This is a genomic window from Streptomyces sp. NPDC046866, from assembly GCF_040704625.1.
Classification (GTDB): Bacteria; Actinomycetota; Actinomycetes; order Streptomycetales; family Streptomycetaceae; genus Streptomyces.
Window position 1 is genome coordinate 350,481 of record NZ_JBEYXN010000001.1, and the last position, 18,849, is coordinate 369,329.

The following is an 18,849-nucleotide window of genomic DNA, read 5'->3' on the forward strand; positions in this document are numbered from 1 at the left end:
CCCCACCCACCGACCTCCCGAGAAGGGCACACCTGCCATGCCTGCCACGCCCACGCACGAGACCGGAATCGGAATCGGAGGATCCGGCCCCAGACCGGGGAAGCTCCCCAGACTCGACTCCCTGACCGGCCTGCGCTTCCCCGCGGCCCTCCTGGTCTTCCTCTTCCACGCCTCCCTCGGCGTCCCGTGGATCCGGCTCTTCGAGTCCGACACGGCCAACGACCAGTTCGCCAAGTACGTCTCCCAGGCCGGCGCCCTCGGCGTCACCTTCTTCTTCGTCCTCAGCGGCTTCGTCCTGACCTGGTCGGCCCGCGAGAAGGACACCTTCCGCGCCTTCTGGCGCCGCCGCTTCGTGAAGATCTACCCCAACTACGTGATCACCTGGGCGCTGGCCCTCGCCACGTTCGCCGCCGTCATGACCAAGCCCTGGCAGGCCGTGGTCAACCTGCTGATGGTCCAGGTGTGGGTGCCCGACTTCGCGACCAACTTCAGCGTGGACCCGCCCAGCTGGTCCCTCGGCGCCGAAGCGATCTTCTACCTCTCCTTCCCGCTGCTCTACCTGCTCATCAAGAAGATCGATCCGGCGAAGCTGAAGTACTGGATCGCCGGCACCATCGCCGCCGTGTTCCTCACGCCGACCCTGACCTACGCGGTCATCCCGGGCGGCGGCATGCAGATGCCCGGCGCCGACGGCACCTCGACCGTGCAGTACTGGTTCGCGTACGTCCTGCCGCCCGTGCGGCTCCTGGACTTCGCCCTCGGCATCCTCGTGGCGCGCGCCGTGATGACCGGCCGCTGGCGCAACATCGGCATGACCTGGTCGGCGCTGCTGCTGGCCGTCAGCTACGCGGTCGCCATGAACGTGGAGCACCTCTACGGGCAGCGCGCCGTCACCCTCGTCCCGATCGTCCTGCTGATCGCGGCCGTCGCCTCGCGCGACGCGGAGGCCAAGCCGACGCCGTTCAACAACCGCTTCATGATCTGGCTCGGCGAGGTCTCCTTCGCCTTCTACCTGCTGCACTACATCGTCCTGGCCTACTCCCGGGACCTCCTGGGCGACCGGCTCTTCTCGACCCCGGTCGGCGTGGCCCTGATCGCCGCCCAGGCGGTCGTCTCGGTCCTGCTGTCCTGGGCCCTGTACGCCTGGGTGGAAGCCCCCCTGACCCGCCGCTTCTCCACGTCCCGCAAGGCAAAGGCCGCACGGGCCGCAGCCGCGGCGGCTGCCGCCCCCTCCACCGCGGAGGACAGCAAGGTCGCCGAAAGGGTCTGACCCGCTCCTGCCCGGTTCCGCGAGGCCCCCGTCCCCCGGGACGGGGGCCTCGCCCCGTCCGCGCCCGGCCCGCGCCCGGCCGGTCAGGCCGGGGCGGTGAGGAGCCGGTGGGCCGCGGGCGGGAGGGGGCGGCCCAGGAACGGGTGGAGATCGGGGTAGGCGCGGGCGTCGCCGACCAGGATGCCGCCCAGGAGGGTGTGCGCGGGGGAGAGGACCAGCTTGGCGTAGGTGCCCGAGGCGTCGTCCAGGCGGGTCAGGGTCATGGAGCCCGGCGTGGCGGCGTGGGCGTCGCCGAAGCTGGCCACCTCCACGCCCAGGAGCTTCAGGCTGGTCGACAGGTCGGGGTCGGCGAACGGTTCGGCCGGGCAGTCCGTCAGCTGGCGGGCCACCGATTCCGCCATGCGGTAGCCGGGGGCGGCCAGACCGTAGGTGCGGCCGGAGACCGCTGCGCATTCGCCGATCGCCCAGATGCGGTCGTCGGGGGTGCGGCACAGGGGGTCGGTGAGGAAACCGCCCCGTTCGCCCGTGGGCAGGCCGGCCGGGCCGGCCAGTTCGTCGCGGGGGCGGACGCCCGCCGAGAAGACCACCACCGCCGCCTCCAGGGCGGTGCCGTCGGCCAGGACCACCGCCGAGGCCCGGCCGTCCGGGCCCGCCTCGATCGAAGCCGTGGCGGCGCCGCAGTGGACGCGCAGCCCGTGGTCCTCCACGCGCCGGCCGAGGACCGCGCCGCCGGCCGCGTCGACCTGTACCGGCATCAGCCGCGGCGCGAGCTCCACCACGTGCGGCTCCATGCCGAGCAGGCGCAGCGCGTTCGCCGCCTCCAGGCCGAGCAGGCCGCCGCCGATGACCACACCGGGGCGGCCCGGTACGGCCGCCTCGCGGATCGCGTCGAGGTCGGTGAGGGAGCGGTACGCGAAGCAGCCCGGCAGGCCGTGGCCGGGCACGGGCGGGACGAACGGCTTCGAGCCGGTGGCCAGGACGAGGGCGTCGTAGCCGATCGCCTCCCCGGTCGCGGTGGTCACGGTGCGGGCCCCCCGGTCCACGGCCGTCACCCGCGTGTCCAGGCGCAGGTCGACCAGGGGGTCGGTGTCCGGCGACGGGCCGGGCAGGGCCAGGTCGGCGGCGCTGCGGCCGTCCAGGTACGAGGAGAGCCCGACCCGGTCGTACGCGGCGTGCGGCTCCTCCGCGAGGACCACCACCCGCCAGGAGCCGGCCGTGTCGAGGGCGCGGAGCTCCGAAACCAGGCGGTGGCCGGCCATCCCGTGGCCGGCGACGGCGAGCGTCTTCACGACGGCGTGCTCCCTTCGGTCCGGGCGGGGACGCCGCACAGGGCGCGGACGGCGCCCGTGCAGCCGCCGCAGCCGGTGGTGGCGCGGGTGGCCGCGGCGACGGCGGCCACGTCGGCGGCGCCGCTGCGGCAGGCCTCGGTGACGGCGTGCTTGGTGACGTTGTTGCACCGGCAGACGACGGCGTCGTCGGGCAGCTCCCCGGCGCCCGGCGCGGCCGGTGCGATGCCGAGCAGGAACTCCAGCCGCCCGGCGGGCACCGGGAGGTCGCGCTCGTGGAGCCGGGTCGCGGCGGCGATCGCCTTCGGCATGCCCAGCAGGACCGCGTCGGTGATGCGCTGCCCGTGCAGGGTCAGCCGGGCGTACCGGCCGCCCGCGGGGTCGCAGAAGGTGACCACCTCGCCGCCCGGCCGGGCGGAGGCTCCGGTGCCGCCGAGGCGGACCAGGTCGATGCCGGGCACCCGCAGCCGGATCACCCGGCGGCTCCCGCGGTGCTCCCCGCCGGCCCCGGTGAGCTGCCGGGCCAGGGACTCCGCCTGCTCCCAGGCGGGTTCGAGGTGCCCGGCCGCGTCGCCGGGGTGCTCGGCGCAGTCGCCGAGGGCGTGGACGCGCGGGTCGGAGGTGCGCAGGGCCCCGTCGACGAGGACGCCGGTGCGGACGGCCAGCCCGGCCCGCCGGGCCAGGTCCGTCTCGGGCACGGCCCCGGTGCACAGCAGCAGCGTGTCGGCGGCGAGCACGGCGCCGTCGTCCAGGGTGAGCTTGCCGGAGCAGTACCCGGCCGCCTCGCGGTCCGCGTGGACCTCGATGCCCAGGCCGGTCAGGCTCCGGGCCAGCAGCTCCCCCGCGGCCGCGTCCAGGTGCCGGCGCAGCGGGTGCGGCCCGCGGTGGACGAGGGCCACCTCGTGCCCGGCGCGGCGCAGGGCGGCGGCCGCCTCCACCCCGAGCAGCCCGCCGCCCAGCACGACGGTGCGGCGCGCGTCGGGCGCGGCCCGGCGCAGGTGCCCGGCGTCGGCGAGGGTGCGCAGGGCCACCACCCCGTCGGCGGGGCCGAGCCCGGCGAGCCCGGGGAGGGGCGGCAGGGCCGCGCGGGAGCCGGTGGCCAGGACGAGGGTGTCGTAGCGGTGCGCGGAGCCGTCGGCGGTGTGGGCGAGGCGCCGGGCGCGGTCGATGCGGGTGACGGCGGTGCCGGTGTGCAGGCGGACGCCGGCCGGGAGCTCGGGCAGGGCGAGGGCGCCGGCCGGCAGGGTGCCGTCCAGGACGGAGGTCAGCAGCGTGCGGTGGTACGGGGCCTGCGGCTCGGCGGCGAGCAGGGTGATCCCGCCCCGGTGGCCGTGGTGGTGCAGCCGCTCCGCGAACCGGTGCGCCGCGGCGCCGCCGCCGACCACCAGCACCTCGCCCGCGGTCACCGCCCGGCTCCCTCGGACGCCGCGGCCGGGCCGGTGGCGGGGCCGGCGGCTTCGGCAGCCGCGTCGACCGGTTCCACCCGTACCGCACACACCTTGAACTCCGGCATCCGGCTGCGCGGGTCCAGCGCCGCCGAGGTGATCAGGTTGGCCCGCCCGGCCCCGGCGAAGTGGAAGGGCAGGAACACCGTGTCCGTCCGCAGCGAGTCGACGAGCCGGACCCGCGCGACCGTGCTGCCGCGGGCCGAGGTCACCCGGGCGGCGGCGCCCTCGGCCAGCCCCAGCCGGCCGGCGGTGTCGGGGTGGACCTCCAGGTGCGCCTCGGGCGCGGCCGCGGCCAGCTCGGGGACGCGCCGGGTCTGGGCGCCGGACTGGTACTGGGCCAGCACCCGGCCCGTGGTGGCGTACAGCGGGAACCGCGCGTCCGGGGTCTCGGCGGCGTCGCGGTGCTCGACCTCGGCGAAGCGGGCGAGCCCGTCGGGGTGCGCGAAGGCGTCGAGGAAGAGCCGCGGCGTGCCCGGGTGCGGGGCGGCTCCGTCGGGGGTCGCGGGGCAGGGCCAGTGCAGGGCCTCGCCGGAGTCGAGGCGCTCGTAGCTGATGCCGGAGTAGTCGGCGCGCCCGCCGCGCGAGGCCCGGCGCAGCTCCTCGAAGACCTCGCGGGGCGCGGCGGGGAAGCGGGCGGGGTCCTGGCCGAGGCGGACCGCGAGGCCGCGGAGCACCTCCAGGTCGCTGCGGGCCGCGCCGGGCGGGGCCAGCAGCGGGCGGCGGCGCAGCACCCGGCCCTCCAGGTTGGTCATGGTGCCCTCCTCCTCCGCCCACTGGGTGACGGGCAGGACGACGTCGGCGAGTTCGGCGGTCTCGGACGGCACGAAGTCGGCGACGACCAGCAGGTCCAGCGAGGCCAGCCGGGCGCCGATCCGGTCGGCCCGCGGGGCGGAGACCACCGGGTTGGAGCCGAAGACGAGCAGGGCGCGGGGCCCGCCGTCCGTACCGAGGGCGTCGAGCAGCTCGTACGCGCTGCGGCCGGGGCCGGGCAGGGAGTCGGGCTCCACGCCCCACACGGCGGCGACGTGTGCGCGGGCGGCGGGGTCGGTGAGCATCCGGTAGCCGGGCAGCTGGTCGGCCTTCTGGCCGTGCTCGCGGCCGCCCTGGCCGTTGCCCTGGCCGGTGAGGCAGCCGTAGCCGCTGCCCTCGCGGCCGGGCAGGCCGAGGGCGAGGGCGAGGTTGATGAACGCGGCGACGGTGTCGGTGCCCTTGCTGTGCTGTTCGGCGCCGCGCCCGGTCAGGACGTACGCCCGCCGGGCGCCGGCCAGCAGCGCCACGGCCTCGCGCATGTCGGCGACGGGGACGCCGGTGACCCGCTCGACGCGCTCGGGCCACCAGGCGGCGGCGCGCCGCCAGGCGGCGTCGAAGCCGGTGGTGCGCTGCTCGACGTACTCCCGGTCGGTGTGGCCCTCGGTGACGGCGAGGTGCAGCAGGCCGAGGGCGAGGGCCAGGTCGGTGCCGGGGGTGGGCTGCAGGTGCAGGGCGGCGGTCTCGGCGGTGGGGGTGCGGCGCGGGTCGATGACGATCAGGGCGGGGGAGGCGAGGTGGCGCATCAGCGGCGGCATCGTCTCGGCCGGGTTGGCGCCGGCGAGGAGGACGACGTCGGCGCCGGCGAGGTCGGTGACGGGGAAGGGCAGGCCGCGGTCGAGGCCGAAGGCGGCGGAGCCGGCGGCGGCCGCCGAGGACATGCAGAACCGGCCGTTGTAGTCGATCTGGCTGGTGCCGAGGGCGACGCGGGCGAACTTGCCGAGCTGGTAGGCCTTTTCGTTGGTGAGGCCGCCGCCGCCGAACACGCCGACCGCGTCCGGGCCGTGCTCGGCGCGGATCCGCTGCAGCCGGTCGGCGATCAGGTCGAGGGCCGCGTCCCAGGTGGCCGGGGCGAGCCGGCCGTCGGCGCCGCGGACCAGGGGCCGGGTGAGGCGGCCGGGGGTGTCGAGGAGGGCGGGGGCCGTCCAGCCCTTCTGGCACAGGCCGCCCCGGTTCGCCGGGAACTGCGTGGGGGCGACGGTGGTACGGCCTTCGGCGTGGGTGAGGCGGGTGCCGCACTGGAGGGCGCAGTAGGGGCAGTGGGTGGTGGCCTCGGCTGTTGCGGCTGCGGGGGCGGCCGCGGCGGTTGCGGTGGGGGCCTCAGACACGGGAGGCCTCGGTACGGGATGCAGCGGCGCCGGCGGCCGGGGCGGCTGCCTCCGGTGCCGGGCGGCGCCGGAGGTAGACCGCCCAGGTGACCAGCACGCACACCACGTAGAAGCCGAGGAAGGCGAGGAAGGCGGGCTCGCCGGACTTCGCCGGCCCGCTGTAGGCGCTGCGGAAGACCAGGTTGATGCCGACCCCCCCGAGGGCGCCGACCGCGCCGGCGATGCCGATGACCGCGCCGGAGAGCCGGCGGGCCCGGGCGAAGGCCTCCTCGGCGTCGTGCCCGGAGGTGACCGCGTCCTGGGCCTGCCGGGCGAAGACCGCCGGGATCATCTTGTACGTCGAGCCGTTGCCTATGCCGGTCAGTACGAACAGGGCGGTGAAGCCGCCGATGAAGAGCCCGTAGGAGCCCTGCGCCGAGGCCAGCAGCAGCACACCGGTTCCGGCGGCCATGGCGCAGAAGGCGGCGAGGGTGACGCGGGCGCCGCCCCACCGGTCGGAGAGCAGCCCGCCCACCGGCCGGAACAGCGAGCCGAGCAGCGGACCGAGGAAGGTGTACGAGGCGGACTCGAGCGGGGTGGCGCCGAACTGGCTCTGCAGGACCAGCCCGAAGGCGAAGCCGTAGCCGATGAACGAGCCGAACGTGCCGACGTAGAGCAGGGAGATGACCCAGGTGTGCGGGTTGCGGGCGGCCTCGCGCTGTGCGCCGGGTGCACTGCGCACGGCGGCGAAGTTGTCCATCTTCCAGGCGGCGAGGAGCGCGGCCAGCACGATCAGCGGGAGGTAGGCGCCGACGACGTACGCGGGATGGGTGCTGCCGGCGGTGGCGATGACGAGCAGGCCGACCAGCTGGATCGCGGCGACGCCGAGGTTGCCGCCGCCGGCGTTGATGCCGAGGGCCCAGCCCTGCAGGCGCTGCGGGAACAGGGCGGTGATGTTGGTCATCGACGAGGCGAAGTTGCCGCCGCCGACTCCGCCGAGCGCTCCGATCAGCAGGAACACCCAGAGCTCGGTGCCCGGTTGCTGCACGAACCAGAAGGCGGCGAGGGCGGGCAGGAGCAGGACGGCCGAGGCGAACACCGTCCAATTGCGGCCGCCGAAGCGGGTCACCGCGTAGCTGTAGGGCAGGCGCAGGGCCGCGCCGACGAGCGTGGGGACGACGACGAGGAGGAACTTCTCGGCGGGGGTGAACCCCAGGCCGATCGCCGGCGACATGAAGAGCACCAGGACGGACCACATGCTCCACACCGAGAAGCCGATGTGCTCGGAGAGGACCGAGAGGATCAGGTTGCGGCGGGCGATCCGCCTGCCGGTCCGCTGCCAGAACTCCTCGTCCTCGGGGTCCCAGTCCTCGATCCAGCGTCCGGTTGCGGGACGTGCGGGCGACGTCATGGCTCCTCGGCTTTCTGTTCGACGGGCTCAACTGACTTGAACTATACAGTTCAGTTCAGTTGCACTCAAGGGCTCAGTGCCGCCGGGCCAGCGCGCCGTCCACGAGCGGCCCCGCGCCCCCGGTGTACGTGCCGGGATCGCACAGCTCTGCGAGCTCCTGCGTGCTCCAGCGTCCGTCAAGTCCGGGGTGTTCCGCCAGGAGTTCGGGCAGCGGCCTGCCGCTCGCCTCGGCTTCGGCCGAGACCTCGGTCAGCAGCTGCTTCGCGCGCACCTTGCCCAACTCCGGTGCCAGCACGGCCGCGATCCGCTCCGATACGACCTGGCTGCCGGTCAGCAGCAGGTTCTCCCGCATCCGTTCGGGCCGGGGGGTGAGTCCCTCCGCGAGCTCCACCGCCGTGTGGGCGGCGCCGCCGACCAGGCGCAGGGCCTCGCGCAGCAGCTGCCATTCGGCGTGCCAGGCGCCGGCCGAGCGCTCGTCCTCCGAGACCAGGCACTGCACCAGCCCGGTGGCCAGCACCGGCACCTGCAGCGCGGCGCTGCGCAGCAGCGTGCTCAGGACCGGGTTGCGCTTGTGGGGCATCGCCGAGGAGCTGCCGCGGCCGGCCGCGGCCGGTTCGGCCACCTCGCCGACCTCGGTGCGCGACAGGTTCTGCACGTCGACGGCGATCTTCCCGAGGGCGCCGGCGGTGAAGGCGAGGGCCGCGGCCAGATCGGCGATCGGGGTGCGCAGCGCGTGCCAGGGCAGGACGGGGCGGGCGAGCCCGGTCTCGGCGGCGAAGGCGCCGACCAGCCGGTCGAGGTAGGCGCCGGGATCGCGCGGGCCGTCCTGCTGCCCGCCGTCCGCAGGGCCCGCGCCGTCCGCGCCGTCGATCCGTGCGTACTCCAGGTACCCCGCCAGGGTCCCGGCCGCACCGCCGAGTGCCACCGGGAGGCCGCCGTCCGCGACGCGGGCCAGCCGCTCGTCCGCGTCGAGCAGCAGCTGCCGCCAACCCGCCGCCTTCAGGCCGAAGGTGGTGGGAACGGCCTGGAGGGCGAGGGTCCGTCCCGCCATCGCCGTGTCCCGGTGCTCCCCGGCCAGGCGGCCCAGGGCGGCGGCGGTGCGCGCCAGGTCGGCGCGGATCAGGCGCAGCGTGCGGGCGGCCACCAGCATGGCCCCGGTGTCCAGGATGTCCTGGCTGGTGGAGCCCCGGTGCACGTACTCGGCGGCCTGCGCGTCCTCGGCCGCGACCACCCGGGTCAGCGCCTGGACCAGGCCCACCACCGGGTTCGCGGTCTCCCGGGCGGCCAGCGCCAGCTGCCTCAGGTCCAGGTTCTCGGCCCGGGCCAGCCGGGTGATGGTCGCGGCGGCCGCCGCGGGGAGGGTGCCGAGCCCGGCCTGCGCGCGGGCCAGGGCGGCCTCGGCGTCGAGCATCGCCTGCAGCCAGGCCAGGTCCGAGACGGCCTCCTCGGCGGGGGTGCCGGCCCGTACCGGCGAGAGCAGCCCGGCGTCGGTGAGCGGCCCGTGGCCCTGGTGCGCCCCGTACCCCGCGGTGTCGGCGGGGCTCATACCAGCACTCCCGTCAGGTCGGTCTCGGCCGGCAGCGGCGCGACACCGGTGGGCGCCACCGAGGCGGGCCGCAGGGCCAGGACGGAGCGGGCGATGGCGTCGGAGTCGCCGAGGGTGACCGAGTCGACGCCCGGGCGGATGCCGGCCGCGGTGACCCAGTGCACGGACTCGGTGGGCACCCCGTACGCGAACCGGCGCGGGTGGGCCCGGCCGCGCGCGTCGAGCAGCCGGTACGGGCGCTCGGTGACCGCCAGGCCGCCGGACTCGTACGAGGTGCCGCCGGGGCCGGAGATCCGGTACGTGGTGCACTGCTCGGTGTCGAGGAGGTGGCGCAGCAGCGGGTCGTCGGTGCGCCGCAGGTCGGGCTCGGGCAGCCGGGCCTCGATCAGCACGGTGGCGCGGACCGCGGGGCCGGGCACCGTGCGGGACTGGGCGATGAAGGTGGCCCCGTCGCCGGCGGCGGTGTCGACGCGGATCTCGGTCCCCGGGCCGGTCAGGACGAGCACCCCGGCCTCGATCAGGGCGATCATCTCCTCGATGCGGGAGGCCGGCGGGCCGATGGACAGGAAGGCGTTGAGCGGCGTGTACCAGCCCTCGAGGTCGTCGCGGTGCGAGTCGCCGTGGAGGCCGCCGTGGTCGACGGCGAGGCGGATCTCGTTGCGCAGGTCGCGCATGACGTCCAGGGCCGCCTTGAGCGGGCCGCTGAGGTTGCCGGCCCTGGCCTCCTTGACGTCCTGCTCCAGGTAGCCGACCAGCCAGGCCTGGAAGTCCTCGCGGTCGGCGAAGACGCGGTCGCCGTACGGGCGGGAGAGCTGCTGCCAGTCCCAGCGCAGCTCCTCGCCGATGCCGTAGGCGTCCAGCAGGGCGAGCCGGTCGGCCTCGTGCTCCCGGGCGAGGTAGCCGGTGGTGAACTCCTCGCGCTCGTCGCCGCGGCCGAGGGTCTGCAGGAGGGTGCCGTAGTAGACGCTCTCGGTCTCGCGGGAGATCAGCGGCCACAGGTCCTCGTTGAAGCTGATGCCCTCGCCGCCCCGGGAGCGCTCGCGCATCCCGGCGATGGCCTCGGGCGTGAGCAGGCGCGGCAGGTAGCGTCCGTAGGCGCCCTTCTCGTTCTCGCCGCGGGCGTGGTACGGGATGCCGCGGCGCGAGCTGGCGTACAGCTTCGGCTCGTTGCCGGAGGGCCGGTAGACGAGGCGGCCGTCCTCGCGGCGGTCGAAGGTGCCGCCGCGGCCGGCGGTGAAGAGCGCCATGTGGTCGAAGAAGTTCAGGCCGAGGCCGCGCAGCAGCACGTTCTCGCCGGGCTTGACCGCGTTCAGGTCGAGGTCGGCGGGGTTGGCCGGGGTGACGTAGGTGAGGTGGTGGATCCGGGCGATGCTCGCGGTCTTCGCCTCGCGGGGCGTGAGCCGCGCCGGGACGTGGCCCTGGGCCATGACGATGGCGTCCAAGGCGTTCAGGCGGGTGCCGTCCTCCAGGCGGATGCCCTGCCGGCCGCCCGGGGTGCCCTCGGTGTCGGCCATGGCCACGGCGCGGGAGCGGTGGACCTCGACGGTGACGTGGGCGGGGGCGTTGGCGACGACGTGCTCGAAGGTGGCGCGCAGGTAGCTGCCGTAGAAGGCCCGGGTCGGGTAGGTGTTCGGGCCGAGCCGGCGGGCCTCGGCGGTGGTGGCCTCGTCCGCGGCGCCCAGGGCTGCCACCTCCCGGGCCCACTCGTACAGGCTCGGGCCGGGCTCGATGGGGCCCTCGGTGCGGACGCTGTCGTCGGTGAAGACGGTGATCTGGGAGGCGACCGTGTTCATCAGCAGGTGCTGGGACTGGTCGGAGCGCCAGACCTGGCCGGCGCCCGGCGCCGAGGGGTCGACCACGTGGACGGTGACCGAGGCGTGGGAGGGGTTGTGGCGCTCGTTGGCGCACAGCCGCTCCAGGACGGAGAGGCCGCGGGGGCCGGCGCCGATGATGGCGACCTGGAGGGTCGAGGAGGCGGCGTTCATCACTTCACTCCGTTCTGGGCGGTGGTGGCGGTGGCGGTGGCGGTGGCGGTGGCAAGGGGGGCTGCCTGGTCGGGGCCCGCGGTGCGGTGGCCGTGCATCCAGGCGACGTAGTCGTGGAGTTCGTCGCGGGAGAAGCCCTTGAGGACGGCGTTGCGGTCCGAGGCCGCGGTGCCGGAGGTGTGCCAGAGCTTGATGGACTCGCGGGCCAGGAGCTGGATCCGCCCGGTGCGCTCGCGCCGCTCGGCGCTGAACTTCTCGAAGCGCTGCGGCAGTTCGTCGGAGCCGCAGTCGAGCAGGTCGCCGAGGACGAGCGCGTCCTCCAGGCCCTGGCAGGCCCCCTGGGCGACGTAGTGGAGCATCGGGTGGGCGGCGTCGCCGAGCAGGGCGACCCGGCCGTCGGTCCAGGTGTCGACCGGGTCGCGGTCGACCAGCACCCAGGACTTCCAGCCCTCGCCGAGTGCCAGCAGCCGCTGCGCGTCCTCGCCGAGCGAGGCGAACTCGCGGCGGATGTCACCCTCGGTGGCGGGGACGCCGGCGATCGCCTCGGTGGGCTTGTTGTCGCTGGAGGCGGCGAGGTTGAGGTACTTGCCGCCGGCGATCGGGTAGTGCACGAAGTGGCAGCCGGGGCCGGTCCACCAGGTGACCGAGGTCAGGTGGCGCAGCTCCTCGGGGACCCGGTCCATCGGGATCAGGGCCCGGTAGACGGTGATCCCGGAGTTGCGGGGCGCGCCGTCGCCGACGAGCTGGGCGCGGATGGCGGAGTGGATGCCGTCGGCGCCGATGAGGGCGTCGCCGGTGATCCGCTCGCCGTCCTCCAGCAGGACCGTGGCACCGGCCGCGTCCTGCTCGTAGCCGACGGCGGTGGCGGCGCTGCGCAGTTCGATGGTGTCGACGGCCCGGCAGGCCTCCAGCAGCTCGGTGTGGAGCTCGGCGCGGTGGACGACGGCGTAGGGGTTGCCGAAGCGCTCGCGGTAGTGCTCGGTCAGGTCGAGGCTGACGACGTGCTCGCCGGTGACCCCGTCCATGAAGCGCAGCTCGTCCATCTGCACGGCGGTGGAGCGGACGGCCTCGCCGAGGCCGAGGCGGTCGAGGGCGTGCAGGCCGTTGGGGGCGAGCTGGATGCCCGCGCCGATCTCGGCGAACTCGGGGGCGCGCTCGAGGACGAGGACCTCGTGGCCCTGCCGGGCGGTGGCCAGGGCGGTGGCCAGGCCGCCGATCCCGCCGCCGACGATGATGAGCTTCGACATCAGACCTTCTCCTCGGTGAGCTGCGAGCCGGCGCCGGCGCCGGAGGCGATCAGACGGGCGAGTTCGAGACGCTTGATCTTGGTGGTGGCCGTCTGCGGCAGGTCGGACTGGCGCCACTGGACGGGGTCGGCCATCGGGGGCAGGCCGGCGGTGGCGGCCTTCCAGGCGGCGGGGTCCAGGGGCCGGTCGTCCTTGGTGCAGACGACGGGGACGGCGCGGCCGGTCTCGTCGGGGATGATGATGACCTCGGCCAGCTCCTCGAGCCGGGTGAAGAGGGTGTCCTCGGCGGCGAGGGTGGAGCCGAAGCCCTCGATGAGGTCGACCTCGCGGTCCAGCAGGTGCACGCAGCCCCACTTGGTGCGGTAGCCGACGTCGCCCATGCGCCACCAGCCGTCGTTGACCTGCTTGTCGTAACGTTCCTGCTCGCCGAGGTAGGTGACGATCCGGCCGTCGCTCCTGACCTCGATGAAGCCGGGGTTGGTCTCGGAGACCGGCAGGCCGTTGCGGCTGACGACGCGGACGTCGGTCATGCCGGGGAAGGGCATGCCCACGCAGCGGCCGTCGGCGTCGAGCCCGCGGCGCTTGGAGAAGGACCGGGCCACGGCCGGGCCGATCTCGCTCTGCCCGTACAGCTGGCCGAAGATCGGGGCGGTGCGCTCGGTGGCGGCCAGGAGCCGCTGCACGGTGCGCGGGTGGATGGCGTCGAAGGTGCTGCTGAACAGCTTGACGTTGGCCAGCGGCTTGCGCGGGTCGTCGGCGAGTTCCTCCCACTCCATGAAGGAGTTGGGGTGGGCCTCCAGGATGCCGGGCCGCAGCTGCGCGAAGAGGTCGGCGGCCTTCTTGGGGTCGGAGTCGGCGAGCACGGCGATCGGGTAGCCGCGGAAGAGGGAGATCGCGAGGGCGGTGATCAGGCGGGAGTGCACGAAGGAGACGTGCATCGCGATGGTCTCGCGGCCCGGGAGCAGCGGCTTGGTGATCGCGGCCTGCGGGCGGTAGCGGGCCTGGAGGGTGGCGCCGGTGTGGACGGCGAGCTTGGGGGTGCCGGTGGTGCCGGAGGTGTGCGTGATCAGGGTCGGGTGCTCGGGCGGCATGGTCACGGCCGGCACGCGGGGGGAGCCCGCGAGCGAGGCGAGCTCGGTGGCGTTGCGGTAGCTGCCGGAGGTCAGCAGGACCTGCTCGGCCTCCTCGAAGACGGAGGCGGGCAGTTCGGTCTCGAGCTTGTCCTGGTCGGTGAGCAGGTAGGGCTGGTCGGTGCGGCGCACCAGCTCGGCGACGGTCTCGCCGTCGAGCTTCGGCGACAGCAGGACCGGTACGGCGCCGATGCGGACCACCGCGCAGGCCAGCAGGGTGATGTCGAAACCGTCGGACTTGTAGACCACCACGCGGCGGCTGGGGCGGACGTTCGCGGCCCAGAGCCGGGCGGCCATGTCGTCGATCAGGTCCGCGACCTCGGCCACGGTGGCCCGGCGGCCGAGGCCCGGGGCTATGTCCAGGTCGTGGTCGAGGATCACGACGTTCGCCGGGTGCTTCTTCGCGGCCCGCTCGAAGAGCGTTCCGAGGCGTATGCCCTTGTTGCCGATGCGCTGAAGAATCATCGCCTTGCCTTTCTCACGTCACGGGGTGGTGGGGCCGGTGGTCGGTGGTCCGGCGCGGGTGGGCGTGGTGCGGGGTCCCTCCGGGGCCTGCGGGGCCTGCGGGGCCTGCGGGTCCTGCGGGGCCTGCGGGTCCTGCGGGTCCTGCGGGTCCTGCGGGTCCTGCGGGTCCTGCGGGTCCTGCGGGTCCTGCGGGGCCTCCGGGTCCTGCGGCGTCCTACTGCTCGTCGCGGACGAGGTCCTTCTCGATGACGGCCTTGATGCGGCCGAGGGTCTCGGCGAGGTCGCCGGCGACCTTGTCGCCCCACTCGGCGAAGAACTGCTGCTTCTGCGCGTCGTCCATCTCGGCGGTGATGCCGCGGATGCCCTCGGTGGGGGTGCCCATCCGGAAGTGGTGGACCAGCAGGCTGCCGTCGCCGTCGGCCTCGATGGTGAAGCCCCAGACGCTGTCCTGCTTCTCGCCCGAGCTGTTGTGCATGGCCCACTGGAAGGTCTCGCCGGGGACCGCCGCGACGACCTCCGCGTACGTCGTCCAGCGGCCGCGGACCACCGGCGCCCAGGCGACGACGTTCTCGCTGCGCTCGTTCTCGCCGCGGAACACCGAGCCGACCGCGCCGGGGGCGCCGGTGGTCCACTCCCCGCCGAGGCACTCCGGGCTCCACTCGCCGCTGCGGGCGAGGTCGCTGACGACGGCGTAGACCTCGGCCGGCGTGGCGTCGACGTGGATCTGGGCCCGGGACCGGAAGAGGGGGGTCTGGGTGCCGCTCATGGGATGTCCTCCTGCGCTGCTGCTGCTGGCTTCCGGCTGCTGCCGGCTGCTGCTGCGGATGTGAAAGGGCTTCAACTACCGCTTCCGGGGCCTTGCTTCGCGGCCCGGCTAGATGAACCATACAGTTCAGTTCAATTGAACGCAACGGTACAGTTCAGTTGGGTTCTAGACTGGGCCCGCAGCCGAGGAAGTAGGGATCGATCGCCATGACCGCACGGACCAGCCCCGCCGAAACCCAGCCCGTCCCCACGGGCGCACGCGCCGCGCGCAAGCGGCAGGCCATCCTCGCCGCGGCCCGGACGGTCTTCCTGCGCGAGGGCTTCGGCGCCGGCGTCGACCAGCTCGCCGCCGAGGCGGGCGTCTCCAAGGTCACCGTCTACAACCACTTCGGCAGCAAGGAGAACCTGTTCAACGCCGTCATCGGGCAGACCCTCGACGAGGCGCTGGAGGTGGCCCAGTCCGTCATCCAGGCCAAGCTCGCCGAGTCCGACGACGTCCGCGCCGACCTGCTGGAGGCCTGCCGCACCTGGGTCGCCGGCCTGACCACCCCCGACGTCCTCGCGCTGCGCAACGTCATCGCCGGCGAACGCCACCGCATGCCCGAACTCGGCCACACGTGGCAGGAGGAGGGCCCGGGCCGCCAGCACGCCGCCCTGGCCGCCGCCCTGGGCCGCCTGGACGAGCGCGGCCTGCTGCGCATCCCGGACATGGAACTGGCCGTCCTCCAGCTCTCGGGGCTGGTCCTCTCCCCCCACCTGGTCTACGGCGTGTACGGCACGACCCTGGACGAGGACCTCCGTGAACGCCTCCTCCAGGGCGGCGTGGACATGTTCCTGAACCAGTACGGCGTCAACCCGTAGGCCGCCGGGCGTCATCCGCAGCGCGCGGCCCGCAGGCCGTGGCCCGCATCGCGTGGCCCGCTCCGCCCGGCGTGCGCCGCTCTCCCGCCGCCGACTCGGCGCGGCGGGGGCGCGTCCGGGCGGGGCGGGAGGTCCCGCGCCCGGCCGGGGCCCCGCCGGGCCGGTCCGTCGGCGCCGCCGCGGCGCTGCGTGCGGGCCGTCGGGCCCCGCCCGGCCGCGGGCACGCCGACCGCCCCGCGCCGTGGTGCACGGGGCGCGGGGCTGGGCGGTGGCAGGGGTGCGGGGGCGGGTCAGTCCTCGTAGCGGCCGAGGCGGTCCGCCGCGTAGTCGTCGAAGGCCTGCTCGATCTCCTCGGCGGTGTTCATCACGAACGGGCCGCTGCGGACGACCGGTTCGCCGATCGGCTCGCCGCTCAGGAAGAGGAAGTCCGCGCCGATCGGGCCGCCGGTCAGCGTGACCGTGTCCCCGTCGTCGGCGAGGACGGCCAGCTCGCCGTCGGTCACCTCGGCCGAGCCGACGCCGCCGCTGCCCGACAGGACGTACACGGCCGCGTTGCGCCCGGCCGGGGCAGGCAGTTCGGCGCTCTCGCCCGGCGCGACGGAGGCGTGGACGACGGTCACCGGGACCTGCGTCTCGAAGGGGCCGGTGGCGCCGTGCGCCGTGCCCGCGATGACCTTGAACCAGGAGCCGTCGGGCTTGCGGACCACCGGGATCTGTTCCGCGGTCGCGTTCTGCGTGCGCGGGCGCAGCCCCTTGAGCGCCGCCGGGAGGTTCACCCAGATCTGCAGGTTGTGCTGGAGGCCGCCGCGGGCCCGGAAGGCGTCGGTGGGCTGGGCGGAGTGGACCACGCCCGCACCGGCCGTCAGCCACTGGACGGCTCCCGGCGGCACGACGCCGCGGCTGCCGGTGGAGTCGGCGTACTCGATGTCGCCCTCCAGGACGTACGCGATGGTCTCGAAGCCGCGGTGCGGGTGGTCCGGGGCGCCCTTGGGCTCGCCCGGGCCGAGGTCCACCGGCCCGACCTGGTCGACCATCAGGAAGGGGTCCAGCTGCGGGATCTGCGGCGTCGGGAAGGGGCGGCGCACGGGGAAGCCCTCGCCCTCGAGGGTGTGCAGCGGCTGGAGGACGTCGACCACCGAGCGGGCCGCCGCGGGGGAGGGCGCGGCGGTGGCGGGGCGGCCGCCGGGGGCGGCGATGGCAGGGCCGAGCGTGGTCATGATGCTGCCTTCTCTCGTCGTGCGGAGCGGGTCGTGTCCCGTCGATGACATGAACTATACAGTTCAGTTCAGGTGAAGGGGAAGGGGGTCCGGCCACATCCCGCGCACGGTCCCGTGCCCAACTCCCGCCGACAGATGACAGATACCGCCTCGCGCGGTTGTAGGCGCATCCCCGGCCCGGCCAGACTCCTGGTCATCCACTGACGCCACCTCGCAGCCCCTGCGGAAGGACCGTCCATGTCTCAGCTCAAGATCCTCGCCATCTCCGGCAGCCTCCGCGAGGGCTCGTACAACACCGCCCTCGTGCGCGCCGCGCAGAAGTTCGCCCCCGGTGACCTCGACATCGAGATCTACGAGGGCCTGCGCGACATCCCGCCCTACGACACCGACCACGACGTCGACCCCGCCCCCGTCGCCGTGGCCGACCTGCGCCGCCGCATCATCGAGGCCGACGGCCTCTTCATCGCCACCCCCGAGTACAACTACGGCGTCCCCGGCGTCCTGAAGAACGCCCTCGACTGGGCGAGCCGTCCGGCGCTGAACTCCTCGCTGACCGGCAAGCCGATCGCGATCGCCGGCGCCGCGCCGACCAACTTCGGCACCGTCCGCGCCCAGCTGTCCCTGCGCCAGTCCTTCCTGTGGACGGACTCCAAGGTCGTCGGCAAGCCCGAGCTGTGCATCTTCCGCGCCAACGAGCGCTTCGACGAGGCCGGCAACCTGACGGACGAGACCACCATCGAGATCCTGCACCAGCTGCTCGCCACGCTGGGCCAGAAGATCCGCGAGAACCGCGCGATCGCCAACGGCACCGTCTGATCCACCGCGCCACTGCGCCACCGCGCCACCGCGCCACCGGGGCGCCGCGCCTCCGCGCCACCGGGCCACTGGACCGCCGGACCGCCCCCACCGGCCGGAGTCGCCAGCTCCTGTTGTTCCCCCCTCTCCGAAGGGCCGCTCACACCCCCGTAGCGGCCCTTCGGCATGTCCGGACCCCTCGACCGGCTCCCCCCCCGCCGCCGAAGGTGACGAAGCCTGCCGCGGGCGCTGCCGGCCCGGCCCGGGCCCTTGCGAGGATCGGGCCATGCGTGCAGCCTTCATCGAAGAACTGGGCCCCGCCGAGAACATCCGGTACGGCGACGTGGTCCCCCCGATCCCCGGCCCCACCGACGTCCTGGTCGACGTCGAGGCCGTGTCCGTGAACCCCGTCGACACCTTCGTGCGGTCCGGGCTCTTCCGCACCCCGGTCGAGTTCCCCTTCGTCGTCTCCCGCGACCTCGTCGGCACGGTCGTCTCCGCCGGTCCCGGCGCGCCCGGCTTCGCCGTCGGCGACCGCGTCTGGTGCAACAGCCTCGGCCACGGCGGCCGCCAGGGAGCCGCCGCCGAGCAGGCCGTGGTCCCGGCCGACCGGCTCTACCACCTGCCGCCCGGCGTGGACGCGGCCGAGGCCGTCGCCGTCGTGCACCCCGCCGGCACCGCCTACCTCGCGCTGTTCACCCACGGCCGGGTGCGGCCCGGCGAGACCGTCCTCGTCGCCGGCGCCGCCGGGAACGTGGGCAGCGCGCTGATCACCATGGCCGTCGAGGCCGGCGCCCGGGTCGTCGCCACCGCGAGCGCCCGCGACGCCGCGCACTGCCGCGCCCTCGGCGCCGACGAGGTCCTCGACTACAAGGACCCCGAACTCGCCGCCCGCATACGGGAGGCCAGCCCGCACGGCATCGACGTCCACATCGACACCTCCGGCACCAACGACCTGTCCACCGCCGTCGAGGTGCTCGCCCACCGCGGCCGCATCGTCCTCCTCGCCGGCGCCCGCTCCCGGCCCGTGCTGCCCGCCGGGCCGCTCTACATGAAGGACGGCGCCGTCGCCGGCTTCGTCATCTCGCACGCCACCACGGCCGAACTCGCCGAGGCGGCCGTCGCCATCAACCGCCTGCTCGCGAACGGCCGGCTGCGGGCCCGCTCCATCGAGCGCGTCCCCCTCTCGCAGGCCGCTCGGACGCACCGGCGCATCGAGGACGGCGAACTCCACGGCAGCCGCGTCGTCCTGCTGCCCAAGGAGTCGTAGGCCACCGGCCCGCCCCGGCCGCCCCACGACCCCGAGGCC

General features: G+C 74.7%; 14 protein-coding genes. 4 read left to right on the forward strand and 10 right to left on the reverse strand.

The annotated features are described in order from the left end of the window. The first annotated feature begins 37 nt into the window (after nt 1-37). On the forward strand, nt 38-1,270 hold the full coding sequence (locus tag AB0953_RS01660; RefSeq protein ID WP_366857341.1) for an acyltransferase: 1,233 nt from the start codon (nt 38-40) through the stop codon (nt 1,268-1,270). 83 nt (nt 1,271-1,353) lie between these two features. Here the strand turns inward: AB0953_RS01660 and AB0953_RS01665 are convergent, their stop codons facing one another. The 9 genes from AB0953_RS01665 to AB0953_RS01705 form a co-directional block, all read right to left on the reverse strand. After that, nucleotides 1,354-2,559: an FAD-dependent oxidoreductase gene (locus AB0953_RS01665; RefSeq protein ID WP_366857342.1), complete on the reverse strand. Its 1,206-nt coding sequence runs from the start codon at nt 2,557-2,559 to the stop codon at nt 1,354-1,356. Next, entirely contained in the window at nt 2,556-3,962 is a 1,407-nt protein-coding gene (locus AB0953_RS01670; protein WP_366857343.1) for an FAD-dependent oxidoreductase, read from the reverse strand. Before AB0953_RS01670 ends, AB0953_RS01665 begins: the two co-directional genes overlap by 4 nt. Beyond that, nucleotides 3,959-6,139: a molybdopterin oxidoreductase family protein gene (locus tag AB0953_RS01675; RefSeq protein WP_366857344.1), complete on the reverse strand. Its 2,181-nt coding sequence runs from the start codon at nt 6,137-6,139 to the stop codon at nt 3,959-3,961. The genes AB0953_RS01670 and AB0953_RS01675 overlap by 4 nt, the downstream gene beginning before the upstream one ends. After that, the gene (locus tag AB0953_RS01680) at nt 6,132-7,529 is read right to left on the reverse strand and encodes a nitrate/nitrite transporter (protein ID WP_366857345.1); all 1,398 of its coding nucleotides are present in this window, start codon (nt 7,527-7,529) and stop codon (nt 6,132-6,134) included. The genes AB0953_RS01675 and AB0953_RS01680 overlap by 8 nt, the downstream gene beginning before the upstream one ends. Nucleotides 7,530-7,602: 73 nt before the next feature. Further along, entirely contained in the window at nt 7,603-9,075 is a 1,473-nt protein-coding gene (locus AB0953_RS01685; protein WP_366857346.1) for a lyase family protein, read from the reverse strand. Then, complete coding sequence (locus AB0953_RS01690; protein WP_366857347.1) at nt 9,072-11,060, reverse strand: FAD/NAD(P)-binding protein; 1,989 nt, start codon at nt 11,058-11,060, stop codon at nt 9,072-9,074. Before AB0953_RS01690 ends, AB0953_RS01685 begins: the two co-directional genes overlap by 4 nt. Then, nucleotides 11,060-12,307 carry an FAD-dependent oxidoreductase gene (locus AB0953_RS01695; protein ID WP_366857348.1) on the reverse strand — a complete coding sequence of 416 codons (1,248 nt, stop codon included), beginning with the start codon at nt 12,305-12,307 and terminating at the stop codon, nt 11,060-11,062. The genes AB0953_RS01690 and AB0953_RS01695 overlap by 1 nt, the downstream gene beginning before the upstream one ends. After that, entirely contained in the window at nt 12,307-13,902 is a 1,596-nt protein-coding gene (locus AB0953_RS01700) for an AMP-binding protein (protein WP_366857349.1), read from the reverse strand. The genes AB0953_RS01695 and AB0953_RS01700 overlap by 1 nt, the downstream gene beginning before the upstream one ends. A gap of 214 nt (nt 13,903-14,116) precedes the next feature. Then, the gene (locus AB0953_RS01705; protein ID WP_366857350.1) at nt 14,117-14,668 is read right to left on the reverse strand and encodes an SRPBCC family protein; all 552 of its coding nucleotides are present in this window, start codon (nt 14,666-14,668) and stop codon (nt 14,117-14,119) included. Nucleotides 14,669-14,874: 206 nt separating this feature from the next. On the opposite strand from AB0953_RS01705, the gene AB0953_RS01710 reads away from it, so the two are divergent. After that, on the forward strand, nt 14,875-15,528 hold the full coding sequence (locus tag AB0953_RS01710; RefSeq protein ID WP_366857351.1) for a TetR/AcrR family transcriptional regulator: 654 nt from the start codon (nt 14,875-14,877) through the stop codon (nt 15,526-15,528). 290 nt (nt 15,529-15,818) lie between these two features. Here AB0953_RS01710 and AB0953_RS01715 read toward each other — a convergent pair whose 3' ends face one another. Next, nucleotides 15,819-16,745, reverse strand: a complete 927-nt coding sequence (locus tag AB0953_RS01715) for a pirin family protein (protein ID WP_366857352.1) — start codon at nt 16,743-16,745, stop codon at nt 15,819-15,821. 237 nt (nt 16,746-16,982) lie between these two features. Here AB0953_RS01715 and AB0953_RS01720 point away from each other — a divergent pair, with 237 nt between their 5' ends. Together AB0953_RS01720 and AB0953_RS01725 are read left to right on the forward strand one after the other, a co-directional pair. Then, a complete protein-coding gene (locus AB0953_RS01720) occupies nt 16,983-17,561 on the forward strand; it encodes an NADPH-dependent FMN reductase (protein ID WP_366857353.1) in 579 nt (192 codons plus the stop codon). A 265-nt stretch (nt 17,562-17,826) separates the two neighbouring features. Beyond that, the gene (locus AB0953_RS01725) at nt 17,827-18,810 is read left to right on the forward strand and encodes an NADPH:quinone reductase (protein WP_366857354.1); all 984 of its coding nucleotides are present in this window, start codon (nt 17,827-17,829) and stop codon (nt 18,808-18,810) included. Nucleotides 18,811-18,849 lie beyond the last annotated feature (39 nt).

Bases quoted from the DNA above. Each gene is read 5' to 3' on its own strand.
- AB0953_RS01700 (WP_366857349.1), bottom strand. From the start codon at position 13,902: ATGATTCTTCAGCGCATCGGCAACAAGGGCATACGCCTCGGAACGCTC.
- AB0953_RS01720 (WP_366857353.1), top strand. From the start codon at position 16,983: ATGTCTCAGCTCAAGATCCTCGCCATCTCCGGCAGCCTCCGCGAGGGC.
- AB0953_RS01705 (WP_366857350.1), bottom strand. From the start codon at position 14,668: ATGAGCGGCACCCAGACCCCCCTCTTCCGGTCCCGGGCCCAGATCCAC.
- AB0953_RS01725 (WP_366857354.1), top strand. From the start codon at position 17,827: ATGCGTGCAGCCTTCATCGAAGAACTGGGCCCCGCCGAGAACATCCGG.
- AB0953_RS01685 (WP_366857346.1), bottom strand. From the start codon at position 9,075: ATGAGCCCCGCCGACACCGCGGGGTACGGGGCGCACCAGGGCCACGGG.
- AB0953_RS01660 (WP_366857341.1), top strand. From the start codon at position 38: ATGCCTGCCACGCCCACGCACGAGACCGGAATCGGAATCGGAGGATCC.
- AB0953_RS01695 (WP_366857348.1), bottom strand. From the start codon at position 12,307: ATGTCGAAGCTCATCATCGTCGGCGGCGGGATCGGCGGCCTGGCCACC.
- AB0953_RS01710 (WP_366857351.1), top strand. From the start codon at position 14,875: ATGACCGCACGGACCAGCCCCGCCGAAACCCAGCCCGTCCCCACGGGC.
- AB0953_RS01680 (WP_366857345.1), bottom strand. From the start codon at position 7,529: ATGACGTCGCCCGCACGTCCCGCAACCGGACGCTGGATCGAGGACTGG.
- AB0953_RS01715 (WP_366857352.1), bottom strand. From the start codon at position 16,745: ATGACCACGCTCGGCCCTGCCATCGCCGCCCCCGGCGGCCGCCCCGCC.
- AB0953_RS01690 (WP_366857347.1), bottom strand. From the start codon at position 11,060: ATGAACGCCGCCTCCTCGACCCTCCAGGTCGCCATCATCGGCGCCGGC.